Genomic DNA, 16,323 nt, shown 5'->3' on the forward strand with positions numbered 1-16,323 from the left:
TCAGGCCCCTGCCTTCTCTACGGTGACCCGGGGTTCTGCCGCGCCCGAAACCAGGGCTTCCAGCTCCAAGGTCAGCGTTTCCGTCTTGACCAGCCCGGCGTTGGCCTTGAGGGCATCGACGACGTCCTGCTGTGCTTCCACCGTGGTGTTGATACGGTCGCTCACATTGAAGCCGGCATCCTTGCGTGCCTGCTGGATGGCACGGACCATGTCACGGGCGAGGCCTTCGGCCGCGAGTTCCGGGGTGACTTCGGTATTCAGTACCACGAACCCGCCACCTGGCAGCACCGCAACGGAAGCGGAACCGCCGTCGACGGCGTCCGAAACAACGGTTTCCAGCGTGTATTCCTGCGGTTCAAGTTCCAGGCCACCGGCAACAACCACACCGGCGTCGTTCACGGACCAGTCACCGGACTTGGAACCCTTGATCGCCTGCTGCACGTTCTTGCCCAGGCGCGGGCCGGCGGCACGGGCATTGACCACGAGCTTCTGCTCGATGCCGAACTCCTCCGGCGAAGCCGTGGCGGCATCCAGCAGCCGCACCGACCGCAGGTTCAGTTCATCGGCGACGACGGCGGCGAATCCTTCCAGCGCGTCCGCGCCCGGTGCCACGACCGTCAGTTCCTGCAACGGCAGGCGAACGCGAAGGTTCGCGGCCTTGCGGAGGCTGGAACCTGTGGAACAGATCTGCTGGACGCGGTCCATGGCTTCGACGAGTTCGGGGTTGGACGGGAACAGGGAAGCGTCCGGCCAGTCGGCCAGGTGGACCGAACGGCCCCCGGTCAAGCCGCGCCAGATCTCTTCCGAGACGAGTGGCAGCAGGGACGCTGCCACCCGGCACACAGTTTCGAGCGCCGTGTACAGGGCGTCGAAGGCATCAACGTTCTCGTCAAAGAAGCGCTGACGGCTGCGTCGGACGTACCAGTTGGTGAGCATGTCCAAGTAGCTGCGAAGTTCATCGCAAGCCCCGGAGATGTCGTACGTGTCCAGGTTTTCGGTGACCTTGCGGACGAGGTCTCCAGTGTTGGCCAGGAGGTACTGGTCCAGGGTGTCAGCGTAACCGTCGTAACGGAGCTTCGCGTCGTAGCCGGAACCACCGTTGGAGGCGTTCGTGTAGAGCGTGAAGAAGCTGTACACGTTCCAAAGCGGCAGGATGACCTGGCGTACACCGTCGCGGATGCCCTGTTCGGTGACGATCAGGTTTCCACCACGGAGGATGGGGCTGGACATGAGGAACCAGCGCATGGCGTCGGAGCCATCACGGTCCAGGACCTCGGAGACGTCCGGGTAGTTCCGCAGGCTCTTGGACATCTTCTGGCCGTCCGAGCCGAGCACGATGCCGTGGCTGATCACGTTGCGGAAAGCGGGCCGGTCGAACAGGGCCGTGGACAGGATGTGAAGCATGTAGAACCAGCCACGGGTCTGCCCGATGTACTCCACGATGAAGTCCGCGGGGTTGTGGGTGTCGAACCAGTCTTCGTTCTGGAACGGGTAGTGCACCTGGCCGTAGGGCATGGAGCCGGAGTCGAACCAGACGTCCAGGACGTCCTCCACGCGGCGCATGGTGGACTTGCCCGTGGGGTCGTCCGGGTTCGGGCGCGTCAGTTCGTCGATGAACGGCCGGTGCAGGTCCACCTGGCCCTCGTTGTTGACGGGCAAGCGGCCGAAGTCGGCTTCAAGGTCGGCCAGGGAGCCGTAGACATCCGTGCGCGGGTATTCGGGGTCGTCGGACTGCCACACCGGAATGGGCGAGCCCCAGTAACGGTTGCGGCTGATGGACCAGTCACGGGCGTTGTCGAGCCACTTGCCGAACTGGCCGTCCTTGACGTTGCCGGGGATCCAGTTGATCTCCTGGTTCAGCTCCGACATGCGGTCCTTGAACTTGGTGACCTCCACGTACCAGGAGGAGACCGCCCGGTAGATCAGGGGGTTGCGGCAACGCCAGCAATGCGGGTAGCTGTGCTCATAGCTGGCCTGGCGGACCAGGCGGCCATCTGCGCGCAGCACCTGGGTGATGGGCTTGTTCGCGTCGAAGACCTGCAGGCCAACGATGTCGGCGAGCTCACCATGGGCGAACAGCGGCAGGAACTTGGCGCCCTCATCCACCGACAGGACAACCGGAATTCCCGCAGCCTCACAGACCTTCTGGTCATCCTCACCGTAGGCGGGGGCCTGGTGGACGATGCCCGTACCGTCTGTGGTGGTGACGTACTCCGCTACGAGGACGCGCCAGGCGTTCTGCGTACCGTACTTCTCCGTGTCAGCGAAATCGTTCCACAGCGGCTCGTATTCGAGGCCCTCAAGCTGGGAGCCGGTGTAGGTGGCCGTGACAGCGGCGGTTGCGGCAGCGCCGTCGTCGTACCCCAGGTCCTTGGCGTAGGACCCCACAAGGTCGGCAGCCAGCAGGAAGCTGCCGGTCACCGGCGCCTCTGCGGAAGCGGCCTTGACGCCGTTGGGTCCAGCGGGCAGGACGGCGTAACTGATGTCAGGCCCGACGGCGAGCGCCAGGTTGGTCGGAAGCGTCCAGGGGGTGGTGGTCCAGGCAAGGGCCTGAACGCCTGCGAGCGCCCGGGAAACTTCGGACTCCCCAGCCTTGATGGGGAAGGTGACCGTGACGGTCTGGTCTTGGCGGTTCTTGTAGACGTCATCGTCCATGCGCAGTTCGTGGTTGGACAAGGGGGTCTCGTCCTTCCAGCAGTACGGCAGGACGCGGTAGCCGTTGTAGGTCAGGCCCTTCTCGTGCAACTGCTTGAAGGCCCAGAGGACCGACTCCATATACTCGACGTTGAGTGTCTTGTAGTCGTTCTCGAAGTCAACCCAGCGTGCCTGGCGGGTGACGTAGGCCTTCCACTCGTTGGCGTACTTCATGACGGAGGCGCGGCAGGCGTCGTTGAATTTGTCGATGCCCATGGCTTCGATCTGGGTCTTGTCGGTCATGCCCAGTTGCTTCATCGCTTCGAGCTCTGCGGGGAGGCCGTGCGTGTCCCAGCCGAAGCGGCGTTCGACGCGCTTGCCGCGCTGGGTCTGGTAGCGACCCACGAGGTCCTTGGCGTAACCGGTCAGCAGGTGTCCGTAGTGCGGCAGTCCGTTGGCGAAGGGCGGTCCGTCGTAGAAGACGAACTCGTTGCTGCCGTCTTGCCCGGCGTCGCGTTGGTCGATGCTGGCTTGGAACGTGCCGTCTTCATCCCAGTATTTGAGGATGCGCTCTTCGATTTCCGGGAACTTCACGGAGGCGGACACGCCTTGCGCGCCGGACGAAGACGCTGAGGCCTTGGGGTAGTGGGTCATCTCATATCCTGTGATAGCTGGTTGACTGTCAGGATGCGAGGACGGCTTCTGTTCTGCCTGTCGGCAGCTCAGGTACCGCGGTACCACCTCACTTACCGGAACGTAACGCTCCGGCCTCTCATTACTGCTGTGACGGGCTTACCCGTCCGGTTCTACTGGGCGCTGACTGCCGTTTTGGCACTCACTGCGGTTCTTCCGGAAGCTCACCGGTGATGGCCGGGTCGATGCTGGTCCCCTTAGTCTAGCGTCAGCCGGGCGTGCTGCTCCACTCACAGAGTCATCCTTGAGGAGGACGGCCTGACGCCGCGGGGCTGCCTAGACTCGGGTCCATGTCCAACCACGCACCTGCCCTGCAGGCCGGAAGCCCCGCCCGACACCGCCCCTCCCTTGCGTGGACGGTGTTTGCGCTGATCGTGGCGGTGCCCACGGCGGGGGTTTCCCTGTTCAGAGCGGTCCCCGCCGAATGGCCTTTGCCCGTGGTTCAGCTAGTGGCGTTCACGCCCTGGCTGGTCATCCCGGCGGCCCTGGCACTGGTCCTCGGCGTGGTGGGGCGCCGGGTCTGGGTCATCATCACGACGGCGGCCCTGATGGCAGCGCAGTTGTTCTGGTTGTTCCCTTTCGACGCCGGCAAGCCGGAACGGCTGCCCGACGGGACACCTACTGTTTCAGTGAAAGTCATGAGCCTGAACACCGAATTCGGCGAAGCCGACGCGGCGGGCATCGTGCAGCTGGTCCGGGAGAACGGTGTCCAGCTGCTGGCACTGCAGGAGCATACACAGGGGTTGGAGGATCGTCTTCAAGCGGCAGGCCTGAAGGATCTCCTCCCCCAGCGTGTGAGCGACCCCCGTGACGATGCCGGCGGTGGTGCCGTCTACTCGGTCTTCCCGTTGGAACCCGATGGACTTCTTCCGGACACGCCTTTCCACATGGCCGTCACCAGGGTGCTGGCAGCAGACCCTAAGACAGGCCAGAGGTCGGCGCTGGATCTCACGAACGTCCATGCCCTGCCTCCCGTGGACGAGAGGATCGAACAGTGGCGCAGCGACCTGGCCAAGATCGGCCGCCAAGCCTCAAGCCCTGGTACCCAGCTGCTGATGGGCGACTTCAATGCGTCCTACGACCACGCGGAGTTCCGGGAGATGCTGGACTCCGGGAATGGCGGCGCCAAGCTGGTGGATGTAGGCACAGCAGCCACGGCGCGGTTCTCCCCCACCTGGCCCATGGAAGGGCCGCTGCTCCCGGGAACGGTGCTGGACCACGTGGTCACGTCCTCCCGAATCAGCAGCAGCGGCTACCAGGTTCAGAAAGTGCCTGGCTCAGACCACGCGGCTGTGCTCGCTACGCTTGCTGTTCCTGCGGGCTAGTCCTGCTTGCGGATCAGTTTGTGGTTCGCTGCCTGGGCTACCGGGCGCACTACGATCTGGTCCAGATTGATGTGGTGCGGAAGCGAGACCGCGTACTTGACGACGTCGGCTACGTCATCGGCCGTCAAGGGCTTTTCCACCCCTGCGTAGACCTTGGCTGCCGCGTCCTTGTCCCCCAGCCTGTTAAGGGCGAATTCCTCCGTGTACACCAATCCGGGAGCCACTTCGATGACGCGGATGTTGTTGCCGACTTCCTCAAGCCGCAGTGCGTTGGTCATGGCATGCTGGGCGAATTTGGCGGCGTTGTAGCCTCCACCGCCTTCATAAGCGGACAGCCCTGCAGTGGAGGTGAGGTTCAGCACCGTGCCTTCGCCGGTCTCTCGCAGCATGGGCAGGAATGCCCGGGTGATTTTCATGGTGCCCAGGACGTTGACCTGGTACATCCATTCCCAGTCCTCGGTGTCCGCGTTCCCAATGGTGTCGGCGCCCCTCGCGCCGCCGGCGATGTTGATGAGCGTGTCAGCACCCCCGGCCTCGGTGACGGCCGCGAGAAGGGCCGCGACGTCGTCGTCGTTCGTGATGTCTGCCGGGAACGGCACCGCGCCGGTTTCGGCACCCAGGGCCTCGATCCTGTCGGCGCGTCGGGCTACGGCAAACACCGTCCATCCGCTCGATGCCAGGGCCTTCACGGTCGCCTCACCGATTCCGGTACTGGCGCCAGTGACGACGGCTGTCTTGTTCTCTGCTGCGGGGGTGCTGTGCGCTGCCAAAGTCATGGCACCACCCTAGCGGGCGTTCGCCATCGACCCACGGCGGGTTGTAACGCCAAGCCATGAAACAATTGGTCCATGGCTGAATCAACGCAGGGTACAGACACGCCCGCCACCGCCCCCATTAACGTCCCCGACAAGCCGGCCCTCGAAGGCCTCGAGGCTGCTTTGACGCAGCGCTGGCTCGAAGAGGGAACCTACAAGTTCAACCCGGACACCACCCGGGAGCAGGTCTACTCGATCGACACTCCCCCGCCGACGGCTTCCGGCTCGCTCCACGTGGGCCACATGTTCTCCTTCACCCAGACGGACGTCCAGGCCCGCTACATGCGGATGACCGGCAAGAACGTCTTCTACCCCATGGGTTGGGACGACAACGGCCTGCCCACGGAGCGCCGTGTCCAGAACTACTACGGCGTTCGCTGCGATCCCGCCATCCCGTACAACGCGGACTACCGCCCGCCTGCCCAGCCTGCGAAGAACCAGCGCGATTTCGACGTCGTTTCGCGCCAGAACTTCATCGAACTGTGCGAAGAACTCGCCGTTGAGGACGAGAAGGTCTTCGAAAACCTCTTCCAGACGCTCGGCCTGTCCGTCGACTGGGACCTGACCTACCGCACCATTGATGACACCTCCCGCGCCGTCTCGCAGCGTGCCTTCCTGGCCAACCTGGCTGCCGGTGACGCTTACATGGCCGAAGCCCCCACTCTGTGGGATGTCACGTTCCGTACCGCTGTGGCCCAGGCCGAGCTTGAGGACCGCGAAGTCCCCGGTGCCTACTACCGCTACCCCTTCTTCACTGAAGACGGCGAAAAGATCTTCATCGAGACCACCCGTCCCGAGTTGCTGGCTGCCTGTGCAGCGCTGGTGGCAAACCCTGACGACGAGCGGTACCAGCCCCTGTTCGGCAAGACCGTGAAGTCGCCCCTGTTCGACGTCGAGCTTGAGGTCAAGGCCCACCCGCTTGCCAAGGCGGACAAGGGTTCCGGCATTGCCATGGTCTGTACCTTCGGCGACCTGACCGACGTCACCTGGTGGCGCGAACTGCAGCTGCCTACCCGCGCCATCATGGGTCGTGACGGCCGCATCATCGCCGAAACTCCCGAGTGGATTACCACCGAAGCCGGCAAGGAAGCCTACGCGGCCATCGCAGGCAAGACCGCCTTCTCCGCCAAGGAAGCAGTAGTTGAACTGCTCAAGGCAGCCGAACTGCTCGATGGCGAACCGAAGAAGATCACCCACCCGGTGAACTTCTTCGAAAAGGGCGACAAGCCCCTTGAGGTGGTCACCTCCCGCCAGTGGTACATCCGCAACGGTGGCCGCGACGAAGAACGCCGCCAGCGCCTGATCGGCCGAGGCCAGGAAATCAACTTCCACCCGTCCTTCATGCGCTCCCGGTACGAGAACTGGATCGCCGGCCTCAACGGTGACTGGCTCGTATCCCGTCAGCGCTTCTTCGGCGTGCCCATCCCGGTGTGGTACCCGCTGGACGCCCAAGGCAATCCGGACTACGACAACCCCATCCTGCCTTCCGATGAGATGCTGCCCGTCGACCCGGCGGCAGATGCTGCCCCCGGTTTCGATGAGTCCCAGCGCGACCAAGCCAACGGCTTTACCGGAGACGCTGACGTTCTCGACACCTGGGCCACGTCCTCGCTGACGCCTCAGATCGTTGGTGGCTGGAGCCGGGATGACGAACTGTTTTCCAAGGTCTACCCCTTCGACCTCCGTCCGCAGGGCCACGACATTATCCGTACGTGGTTGTTCTCTTCGGTCGTCCGCGCCGATGCACTCCAGAACAGCGCACCGTGGAAGCATGCGGCCATCTCCGGCTGGATCCTGGACCCGGACCGCAAGAAGATGTCCAAGTCCAAGGGCAACGTAGTGGTACCTACCGATGTGCTGAACGAATATGGTTCGGATGCCGTCCGCTATTGGGCAGCTTCGGCCAAGCTCGGCGCTGACACCGCGTACGAGATCGCCCAGATGAAGATCGGTCGCCGCCTGGCCATCAAGCTGCTGAACGCATCCAAATTCGTGCTCAACCTCGGTGCCACGGAGAACTCGGTGGTAAACAGCGATCTGTCGGTTCTGGCGAACCCGCTGGACCGCGCTCTCCTGGCGCAGCTGTCCGACGTCGTCGCCCAGGCCACCAAAGCGTTCGACAACTACGACTATGCCCGCGCATTGCAAATCACTGAGTCCTTCTTCTGGCAGTTCACCGACGACTACGTCGAACTGATCAAGGACCGTGCCTACGGCGCAGCCGGAGAGTCGGAGCAGGCTTCCGTCCTGGCTGCACTGGCAACGACGCTGGACTCCTTGCTCCGCCTCTTCGCCCCGTTCCTTCCCTTCGCTACCGAAGAGGTCTGGGGCTGGTGGCGCACGGGTTCGGTCCACCGTGCCGAATGGCCCACGGCCCTTGAGATCACCGACGGCGACACCACCATGCTTGGCACGGTCGGTATCGCTTTGAGCGGCATCCGCAAGGCAAAGTCCGAGGCCAAGGTCAAGCAGCGCACCGAGGTGCTCTCCGCCTCCATCACAGCTTCTGAGGTACTGGTTGCGCAGCTGAAGGCCGGCCTGGGTGACTTGAAGGCGGCAGCCAACGCGCAGGAGATCACCTTGCAGTCCGGTGAAGGTGAGTTGACCGTCAGCGACGTCGTCCTGGCTCCTGCCGAGGAGGCCCCGGCCTCCTAAGCGACACGAGCGCCCAAGGGATTTTTGGGCAAAGGGGAAGCCCCATCAGCGTTTTGCCGTTGGTGGGGCTTCGACTTTTCGGCTGTCCGGTGACGACTTGACAGTCTGGCGGAATCCTTGGAATTTCAGGTCTTCCTACCTCGTCACAGGTAGCTTGCTTCCAACTGTGCCAAAGGCTGCGTTGGTTGCATATCACTGAATCTTTGGTTTCCGTGTCCCTCTTCTTTCGAAGTGGGTAAGAACAATTGTTGTCCTGCTGACCGGGATGCACAAGGCTTCGGAAAGAACTACAGACCTGTAGTTATCCTGACTATCTGCGAGCAGCTGTGGCAGAGTAATGTCCATGCCGGAACTGCCCGAAGTGCACGGCCTGTGCATGTACCTGGACACCCAACTCCGTGGAGCCACGCTGACCGAGGTCCGCATCAACTCCTTCTCTGCGCTCAAGACTGCCGATCCTCCCTACAGCGCCTTGAAGGGAAGGACCATTCAGGGGGCGCGGCGCCTTGGAAAGTTCGTTTGCCTTGATTTGGACGGGCTCTTCTTCATTTTCCATTTAGCCAAAGCAGGCTGGGTCCGCTACACCGAGCACCCTTCCTCCGCGGGATTGCGGATGGGCAAGAGCAACATCTCGGCGAGGCTGCTGTTCCACCGTCCCGTCGACGACGCCCACATCGGAGTGGACCTGACAGAAGCCGGAACCAAGAAGAGCCTGGCCATCTATGTAGTCAGGGACCCGCAGGACGTTCCGGGTATCGCGACGCTTGGCCCTGAACCGCTGAGTCCCGAGTTCGATGAGGCCGCTTTCGCCGCCATAGTGAAGTCCAGCCCGCAGCAGATCAAAGGCCTGCTGCGCAGCCAAAGCGTGATCGCTGGCATCGGCAACGCATACAGTGACGAGATTCTCCACGCCGCGAAGATCTCCCCGTTCGCCATCGCAAAGTCGCTGGACAACGAAACGGTGGCCCGTTTGTATGACTCCATGCAGGAAGTCCTGGTGGGCGCCGTCAACGCAGCTGCCGGAAAACCCTCCAGCGAACTCAAGGACACCAAGCGCAGCAACTTCCGGGTACACGCCAGGACCGGTTTGCCGTGCCCCGTGTGCGGAGAAACAGTAAGGGAGGTGTCCTTCGCGGACACCTCCCTCCAATACTGCCCCCACTGCCAGACCAACGGAAAAATCCTGGCCGACCGCCGGACCTCGCGCTTCCTGAAGTAGCGCTTGGGTACAGCTAGTTGAATTCCGGACTCTCCGTGCGGCTGCGCTTGAGTTCAAAGAAGTGCGGGTAGCCGGCCAACGTGACTGTCGCATCCCAGAGCTTCCCGGCTTCCTCGCCCCGGGGAATGCGGGTGAGGACAGGCCCGAAGAACGCGGTCCCATTGACTGCGACCACGGGAGTCCCGACATCCTGGCCCACCAGGGAGATACCGGCCTCGTGGCTGGCCCGCAGCTTGGCGTCGTATTCGTCCGACTCTGCGAAGCGTGCCAGGTCGGCGGGAAGCCCGGTCTCTGCAAGGGCTTTCTGGATCACCGAAGCGCGGTCCTTGTTGCCCTCATGGTGGATCTGCTCTCCCATGGCGTCATAAAGCGGCTTGACGTAGCTGCTGCCATGGAGCTCCTGCGCCGCAATGATCACGCGGACAGGACCCCAGCTGTCATCCATCATGGCCCTGTACTCGGCGGGGAGGTCGCGGCCTTCGTTCAGGACGGACAGGCTCATCACATGCCAGGTGGTTTCGATGCCGCGTACTTGCTCCACCTCTCCGATCCAACGTGACGTGATCCATGCAAAGGGGCACACAGGGTCGAACCAGAAGTCGGCTTTATTGACGGTGTTTTCGGGCGCGGTCACTTCAGACGCAATCTGTTCGGACACAGAGGACTCCTCGACAAGAGTGGAAACGTAGGCAATCACGGCGGTCCCTGGAGAACCGCTCCTTCTTTGGCCAACGGCCGGTCAGGCCGACTTATTCCGCCGCTTGGCCACTACGTCATGGGCGATCATGGTCGGCTGGGCCTTCTTGGCTACCGCATCGGCTGTGATGACCACCGTTGCAATGTCATCCCGGCTGGGAAGATCAAACATGACCGGAAGCAGCACTTCTTCCATGATGGCCCGCAGGCCACGTGCACCGGTTCCGCGCTCCAGGGCCTGGTCAGCGATAGCGTTCAAGGCCTCCTGCTCGAACTGCAACTCCACGCCGTCGAGCTGGAACATCTTCTGATACTGCTTCACCAGGGCATTCTTCGGTGTGGACAAAATCTGGATGAGGGCCGGCCGGTCGAGGCTGGACACGGTGGTAATGACAGGGAGACGGCCGATGAATTCAGGGATGAGTCCGAATTTCAGCAGATCCTCGGGCATGACCTCGCCGTAGGTATCCACGGTATCGCGGGCTTCGTTCAGCGGAGCACCGAAGCCGATGCCCTTCCGCCCGGACCGCGAACCGATGATGTCTTCCAGGCCGGCAAAGGCGCCCGCCACAATGAAGAGGACATTGGTGGTGTCGATCTGGATGAACTCCTGATGCGGGTGCTTCCGTCCGCCCTGGGGTGGGACAGAGGCCACTGTACCCTCAAGTATCTTCAGGAGCGCCTGTTGGACGCCCTCACCGGAAACGTCGCGCGTGATCGAGGGGTTTTCGCTCTTACGGGAAATCTTGTCGATCTCATCGATATAGATGATGCCCTGCTCGGCCTTCTTGACGTCGTAGTCGGCGGCCTGGATGAGCTTGAGCAGAATGTTCTCGACGTCCTCGCCGACGTAGCCGGCTTCGGTCAAGGCCGTGGCATCAGCGACAGCGAACGGCACGTTGAGCCGCCGGGCCAGGGTCTGTGCCAGGTACGTCTTACCGCAACCGGTGGGTCCGATCAGCAAAATGTTGGACTTGGCGATCTCCACGTCCTCGTGATGGGAGCCCTCCCCCAAGCTGCCGGTCTTGGGTGCATGGCCTGCCTGGATCCGCTTGTAGTGGTTATAGACAGCCACTGCCAAGGACCGTTTGGCGGGTTCCTGGCCAATGACGTATTCCTGCAGAAAATCGAAGATTTCCCGGGGCTTGGGCAATTCGAAGCTGCCGAGATCGGAAACTTCCGCAAGCTCCTCTTCGATGATCTCGTTGCACAGCTCGATGCACTCGTCACAGATGTACACACCGGGCCCGGCAATCAGCTTCCGCACCTGCTTCTGGCTCTTTCCGCAGAAAGAACACTTCAGCAGATCCGTGCTCTCACCAATCCGAGCCATGTGGGAATCCCTTCGTTGCATGCGGGTGATGCGGCTCCGCGCCGTACTCAAGTGTGCGGCCAAGCCGCGGTTGGCACCACCGTGACACCATCCACTCTAGGTCACAATGGGCTGCTTGCGTGGAAACAGAACGCCGGTGCGGTCCATATTTCGCGAACCGCACCGGCGTCGTATTCCGTGTGCTACCGGGCGATCGCCTGCGGCTTGATCTTCCGGGAGTCCAGAACCTGGTCGATCAGGCCGTAACTCATGGCTTCGGCCGCCGTCAGGATCTTGTCGCGTTCGATGTCGTTGTTGACCTGCTCGGACGTGCGTCCCGAGTGGTGGGCCAGCGTGTCCTCAAGCCAGGTCCTCATGCGCATGACCTCCGCAGCCTGGATTTCGAGGTCCGAGGCCTGGCCACCCTGGCCGCCGGAAAGGGCCGGCTGGTGGATCAGGACGCGGGCGTTCGGCAGGGCCAGGCGCTTGCCGGGGGTGCCGGCGGCGAGCAGGACCGCGGCCGCACTGGCTGCCTGCCCCAGGCACACCGTCTGGATCTCCGGACGGATGTACTGCATGGTGTCGTAGATCGCCGTCATGGCCGTGAAGGAACCACCGGGCGAGTTGATGTACAACGTGATGTCGCGGTCCGGGTCCGTGGACTCAAGGACCAGCAGCTGGGCCATGATGTCGTCGGCAGAGGCGTCATCGACCTGGACTCCGAGGAAGATGATGCGGTCCTCGAAGAGCTTGGTGTACGGGTCCTGGCGCTTGAAGCCGTAGGGCGTGCGCTCTTCGAACTGGGGCAGGACGTAACGGCTGGACGGGAGGTTACCGGCAGACCATCCGAAGTTGTAGTTCATGTTCTTACTCCTGGGTTTTCAGTGGTTCTTTGGTGCCGGATCAGTTCTCGGAGTTCGTCTGGTTGGCCGTACCGCCGCCACCAGCTACAGAACCGGCGTGCGCCGAGATCTTGTCGAAGAAGCCGTATTCCAGGGCCTCAGTGGCGGTGAACCACTTGTCGCGGTCATTGTCCTTGAGGATGGTTTCCACGGTCTGTCCGGTCTGCTCCGCGGTAAGTTCCGCCATGACCTTCTTCATGTGCAGGATCAGCTCGGCCTGGATCTTGATGTCCGAGGCCGTTCCGCCGATGCCGCCGGAGGGCTGGTGCATCAGGATACGTGCATTCGGGGTTGCGTAACGCTTGCCCTTGGTTCCGGAGGACAGCAGGAACTGGCCCATGGAAGCGGCGAGTCCGGTTGCCACGGTGACGACATCGTTCGGGATGAACTGCATGGTGTCGTAGATGGCCATGCCGGCGGTCACCGAACCACCGGGCGAGTTGATGTACAGGTAGATGTCCTTCTCCGGGTCTTCTGCGGAGAGAAGAAGGAGCTGGGAGCAAATGGCGTTGGCGTTCTCGTCACGCACTTCAGAGCCGAGCCAGATAATGCGCTCTTTCAGCAGGCGGTTGTAGATGTAGTTGTCCTGGGCTGCGGGATCGACAGTTGCCATCCGGGGAGCCTCTGATTGCTGTGACATAAGTACTTACCTCTCGCTGGTGCCAGTGACGTCACTGAACTTCACTACTTGGACACTAACCGTTTTCCGGAGCGATTTGTTCGCCGGAATCGCACTGTTCGCTGACGGCGCACGTCTGCATGGAGCACCGGTGTCCGGGCTTAAAGAAAACCGACCCCGGATCATCAGATCCGGGGTCGGTTTGCGTTGTTGCTTAGAACTTCACTGCTGCGGGGTCATCGCTTGCAACGGCGTCGGACTCTTCCGTTGCTTCGACGGCGGCGGCTTCTTCAGCTGCTGCTTCGCCGGCAGGGCGGACGAAGTCGGTCAGGTCAACCTTGTTGCCCTCGGAGTCGACAACCTCTGCCTGGCCCAGCACGACGGCCAGCGCCTTACGACGGCGGACCTCGGAAACCATCATGGGAACCTGGCCGCTCTGGTCGATGATCTGAGCGAACTGGTTGGGGTCCATGCCGTACTGGCTGGCGGTGGTCACGATGTAGTCGATCAGCTCGTTCTGGCTGACCTCTACTTCTTCCTTGTCCGCAATGGCGTCAAGGATGATTTCGTTCTGGAACGCACGCTCGGTGTTGGCCTTGACCTCGGCGCGGTGCTCCTCGGTGTCGTGGTCACCTTCGCCGTGGGCGTTCTCCGGGTTGAAGTGCGCTTCGAGCTGCTCTTCCACGACGGATTCCGGAACAGGTACCTCTACGAGTTCAACAAGCTTGTCCAGAACCTTGTCGCGGGCCTCGACGCCCTGCTCCACAACCTTGGAGTCGGCAGCCTGCTTGGCGAGGTCCTCACGGAGCTCTGCAAGGGTGTCGAACTCCGAAGCCAGCTGGGCGAAGTCGTCGTTGGCCTCCGGAAGCTCGCGCTCCTTGACGGCCTTCACGACAACCTTTACCTGGGCAGCTTCACCGGCGTGGTCGCCACCAACAAGGGTGGTGTCGAAGATGGCTTCTTCGTCGGCGGACAGGCCGGTCACGGCTTCGTCGAGGCCTTCGAGCATGGTGCCGGCGCCTACCTGGTAGGACAGGCCCGCAGCGGAGTCGATCTCTTCGCCGTCGATGGTGGCGGTGATGTCGATGGTGAGGAAGTCATCGTTCTTGGCAGGACGCTCAACGGACTTCAGCGTGCCGAAGCGGCCACGCAGTTCGTCGAGGGACTTGTCGACGTCGGCCTCGGAGGATTCGGCAGCGGCAACCTCAACCTTGATGCCTGCGTAGTCCGGCAGCTCGATCTCGGGGCGGACGTCGATCTCCACCTGGAACTTCAGCTCGCCATCGGTTGCGGAGGGATCCGGAACCTCGGTGATCTCAACCTCGGGACGGCTCAGGGGGCGAACGCCCGTTTCCTGGACTGCGGCCTGGTACCAGCCGTTGAGGCCATCGTTGATGGCCGTCTCCAGGACATACCCACGGCCAACGCGCTGGTCGATGAGCTTGGAGGGAACTTTGCCCTTGCGGAATCCGGGAACCTGGATCTGCGAAGCAACGGTCTTGTACGCGGCATCGATGCTCGGCTTCAGTTCCTCAAAGGGAACCTCAACGTTGAGCTTGACCCGCGTTGCGGTGAGGTTCTCGACAGCGCTCTTCACAGTCTAAGTACTCCTGATTTTGTGGGTATGGGGTTCTGTTGCGTCCCGGAATCGGACGCAAACACAGAGTCGGGGTGACAGGATTTGAACCTGCGACTTCCTGCTCCCAAAGCAGGCGCTCTAGCCAAGCTGAGCTACACCCCGAATGCACAGGACAGTCTACGGGCAAGCGGGCCGAGAATGCACATTTGACACCGCCGCCGGAATTAGGTTTAGTTATACCCGGCTTGAACAGCCACCGGGAAGATGTCCTGAACAGGAGATCCTTTCGGGGACGTAGCTTAATGGTAAAGCCTCAGTCTTCCAAACTGATTACGCGGGTTCGATTCCCGTCGTCCCCTCCAGGGAAAAGGCCCCGATCTTCGGATCGGGGCCTTTTCTTTTTGCCGTCGCATCCGGCGTATTCACCGGATACCAAGGCTTTTCTACACCTGGCAGCCAGGGCACCAGTAGAGTTTCCGCGCTCCTATTTCTGTCACCCCCACCAGGGTGCCGCAAGCCCGGCAGGGCATTCCCTCGCGCTTATAGACAAAGTGGGCGTCGGCGTCGGACGGCAGTACCCCGCCTTCGCTCCAGAGTGACGAAGGCGTCGTAACAATCCGGCCGTCGCGGACGCCGTCGGCCATGGTCCTGACGGTGTCGTCCCACAACCGGCCTGCGGTTTCGATATCGATGCCGTTCCCAGGCGTCCACGGATCCACCGCCTGCCGAAAGAGCACCTCGGCCCGGTAGATGTTGCCTACCCCTGCCAGCACGGACTGGTCCATCATCAGCAGGGCAACTGCAGTCTTGCGGCGGCGCAGGCGCCCGATGAATTCCTCCCGGTCCCCCGGCCGGTTATGGAGGGGATCAGGCCCCAGGCGATCCAGGACCGCTTCCGCCTCGGCTGCGGTGATCGCCGCGCAGGTGGTAGCACCCCTGAGATCCGCCCAGCCGTGTTCCGACACCAAACGGACGCGGACGGCCCCAACGGGCGGCGGCGGCCCCGTGTACTGACCGCCATCCTGGCCTGCACTGCTTTCGCGCTCACCGATGCGGCGGGGAGCCCCGATACTGGAGGAACCGGTAAAGGTACTGTCTCCTCCAAAGCTCCAGGCACCGTACAGCCCCAGGTGGACATGGAGAAACAGCCCGTGATCGAACCTCAGGAAGAATTGTTTGCCGTGGGCCAGGGCCTCCACCATGGTGTGCCCTGTCAGCAGCTGCGCCCCGGCAACAAAACGTCCCTGCGGACTGGAAACTTCCAAGCGCTGGCCGCCAAAGACATCCTGGAATTGGCGGGCAAGCCTATGGACCGAATGCCCCTCCGGCACTACGGGACGATTTCGCCGGTGGTTTCGTACACGGCGATCTTGCCGATGCGGCGCACGTGTCGCTCATCATTGCTGAAGGGTTCCTGCAGGAAAGCCTCGATAAGTTCGGTTGCTTCCTCCACTGTGTGCTGGCGGCCACCCACGGCCACGACATTCGCGTCGTTGTGTTCGCGGGCCAGTTTTGCGGTGGAAAGGTTCCACACCAGCGCTGCACGAACTCCCTTGACCTTGTTCGCCGCGATCTGCTCACCGTTTCCCGATCCGCCCAGCACGATGCCCAGGGCGTGAACTCCCGCCTGCTGGTCTGCGACGACAGCAACGGCCGCATTGATGCAGAACGACGGGTAGTCATCCAGTGCGTCGTATTCTTTGGGGCCGTGGTCCACTACTTCGTAGCCCTTCGCTGTGAGGTGGCTGACCAGGTGTGCGCTCAGTTCCATTCCAGCGTGGTCGGTGGCGATGTGGACGCGGGGTGTAGTCACGGAAAGTCCATTCTTTTCTGGGCGCTGTGCGGCGCTGGCGGCGGCTCTGGGCAGCGGCACA

12 protein-coding genes and 2 tRNA genes are annotated in these 16,323 nt (G+C 62.4%); 4 read left to right on the forward strand and 10 right to left on the reverse strand.

Annotation, left to right across the window (positions count from 1 at the left end; all coding sequences use genetic code 11):
* Complete coding sequence (gene ileS / locus FDP28_RS02465) at positions 1-3,288, reverse strand: isoleucine--tRNA ligase (RefSeq protein WP_144659018.1); 3,288 nt, start codon at positions 3,286-3,288, stop codon at positions 1-3.
* Positions 3,289-3,617: 329 nt separating this feature from the next.
* Between ileS and FDP28_RS02470 the strand changes: the two genes are divergently transcribed.
* A complete protein-coding gene (locus tag FDP28_RS02470) occupies positions 3,618-4,652 on the forward strand; it encodes an endonuclease/exonuclease/phosphatase family protein (RefSeq protein ID WP_144659019.1) in 1,035 nt (344 codons plus the stop codon).
* On the opposite strand, the gene FDP28_RS02475 is transcribed toward FDP28_RS02470, so the two are convergent.
* Positions 4,649-5,428 (reverse strand): SDR family oxidoreductase, encoded by a 780-nt coding sequence (locus FDP28_RS02475; protein ID WP_144659020.1) that lies wholly within the window; start codon positions 5,426-5,428, stop codon positions 4,649-4,651. The genes FDP28_RS02470 and FDP28_RS02475 overlap by 4 nt on opposite strands.
* Before the next feature lie 72 nt (positions 5,429-5,500).
* Here FDP28_RS02475 and valS point away from each other — a divergent pair, with 72 nt between their 5' ends.
* A complete protein-coding gene (valS, locus tag FDP28_RS02480) occupies positions 5,501-8,122 on the forward strand; it encodes a valine--tRNA ligase (RefSeq protein WP_144659021.1) in 2,622 nt (873 codons plus the stop codon).
* A 343-nt stretch (positions 8,123-8,465) separates the two neighbouring features.
* Positions 8,466-9,341 carry an Fpg/Nei family DNA glycosylase gene (locus FDP28_RS02485; protein WP_186313478.1) on the forward strand — a complete coding sequence of 292 codons (876 nt, stop codon included), beginning with the start codon at positions 8,466-8,468 and terminating at the stop codon, positions 9,339-9,341.
* A 13-nt stretch (positions 9,342-9,354) separates the two neighbouring features.
* Here FDP28_RS02485 and FDP28_RS02490 read toward each other — a convergent pair whose 3' ends face one another.
* From FDP28_RS02490 to FDP28_RS02515, 6 genes are all read right to left on the reverse strand, one after another.
* Positions 9,355-9,999, reverse strand: coding sequence for a mycothiol-dependent nitroreductase Rv2466c family protein (locus FDP28_RS02490; protein WP_144659023.1), 645 nt, complete (start codon positions 9,997-9,999; stop codon positions 9,355-9,357).
* Between the two features lie 81 nt (positions 10,000-10,080).
* Positions 10,081-11,370 carry an ATP-dependent Clp protease ATP-binding subunit ClpX gene (gene clpX, locus FDP28_RS02495; RefSeq protein ID WP_144659024.1) on the reverse strand — a complete coding sequence of 430 codons (1,290 nt, stop codon included), beginning with the start codon at positions 11,368-11,370 and terminating at the stop codon, positions 10,081-10,083.
* A gap of 182 nt (positions 11,371-11,552) precedes the next feature.
* Positions 11,553-12,212 (reverse strand): ATP-dependent Clp protease proteolytic subunit, encoded by a 660-nt coding sequence (locus FDP28_RS02500; RefSeq protein WP_144659025.1) that lies wholly within the window; start codon positions 12,210-12,212, stop codon positions 11,553-11,555.
* 40 nt (positions 12,213-12,252) lie between these two features.
* Positions 12,253-12,864: an ATP-dependent Clp protease proteolytic subunit gene (locus tag FDP28_RS02505; protein ID WP_144659026.1), complete on the reverse strand. Its 612-nt coding sequence runs from the start codon at positions 12,862-12,864 to the stop codon at positions 12,253-12,255.
* A gap of 220 nt (positions 12,865-13,084) precedes the next feature.
* The gene (tig, locus tag FDP28_RS02510) at positions 13,085-14,467 is read right to left on the reverse strand and encodes a trigger factor (protein ID WP_144659027.1); all 1,383 of its coding nucleotides are present in this window, start codon (positions 14,465-14,467) and stop codon (positions 13,085-13,087) included.
* Between the two features lie 69 nt (positions 14,468-14,536).
* A tRNA-Pro gene (locus FDP28_RS02515) sits at positions 14,537-14,611 on the reverse strand.
* 126 nt (positions 14,612-14,737) lie between these two features.
* Between FDP28_RS02515 and FDP28_RS02520 the strand changes: the two genes are divergently transcribed.
* A tRNA-Gly gene (locus FDP28_RS02520) sits at positions 14,738-14,811 on the forward strand.
* Between the two features lie 81 nt (positions 14,812-14,892).
* Here the strand turns inward: FDP28_RS02520 and FDP28_RS02525 are convergent.
* Together FDP28_RS02525 and FDP28_RS02530 are read right to left on the reverse strand one after the other, a co-directional pair.
* Positions 14,893-15,780: an Fpg/Nei family DNA glycosylase gene (locus tag FDP28_RS02525; protein ID WP_144659028.1), complete on the reverse strand. Its 888-nt coding sequence runs from the start codon at positions 15,778-15,780 to the stop codon at positions 14,893-14,895.
* Positions 15,780-16,262, reverse strand: coding sequence for a ribose-5-phosphate isomerase (locus FDP28_RS02530; protein ID WP_144659029.1), 483 nt, complete (start codon positions 16,260-16,262; stop codon positions 15,780-15,782). The genes FDP28_RS02525 and FDP28_RS02530 overlap by 1 nt, the downstream gene beginning before the upstream one ends.
* Positions 16,263-16,323: the final 61 nt, after the last annotated feature.

This window comes from Paenarthrobacter nicotinovorans, assembly GCF_007670255.1.
In the GTDB taxonomy this organism is placed as follows: domain Bacteria; phylum Actinomycetota; class Actinomycetes; order Actinomycetales; family Micrococcaceae; genus Arthrobacter; species Arthrobacter nicotinovorans_B.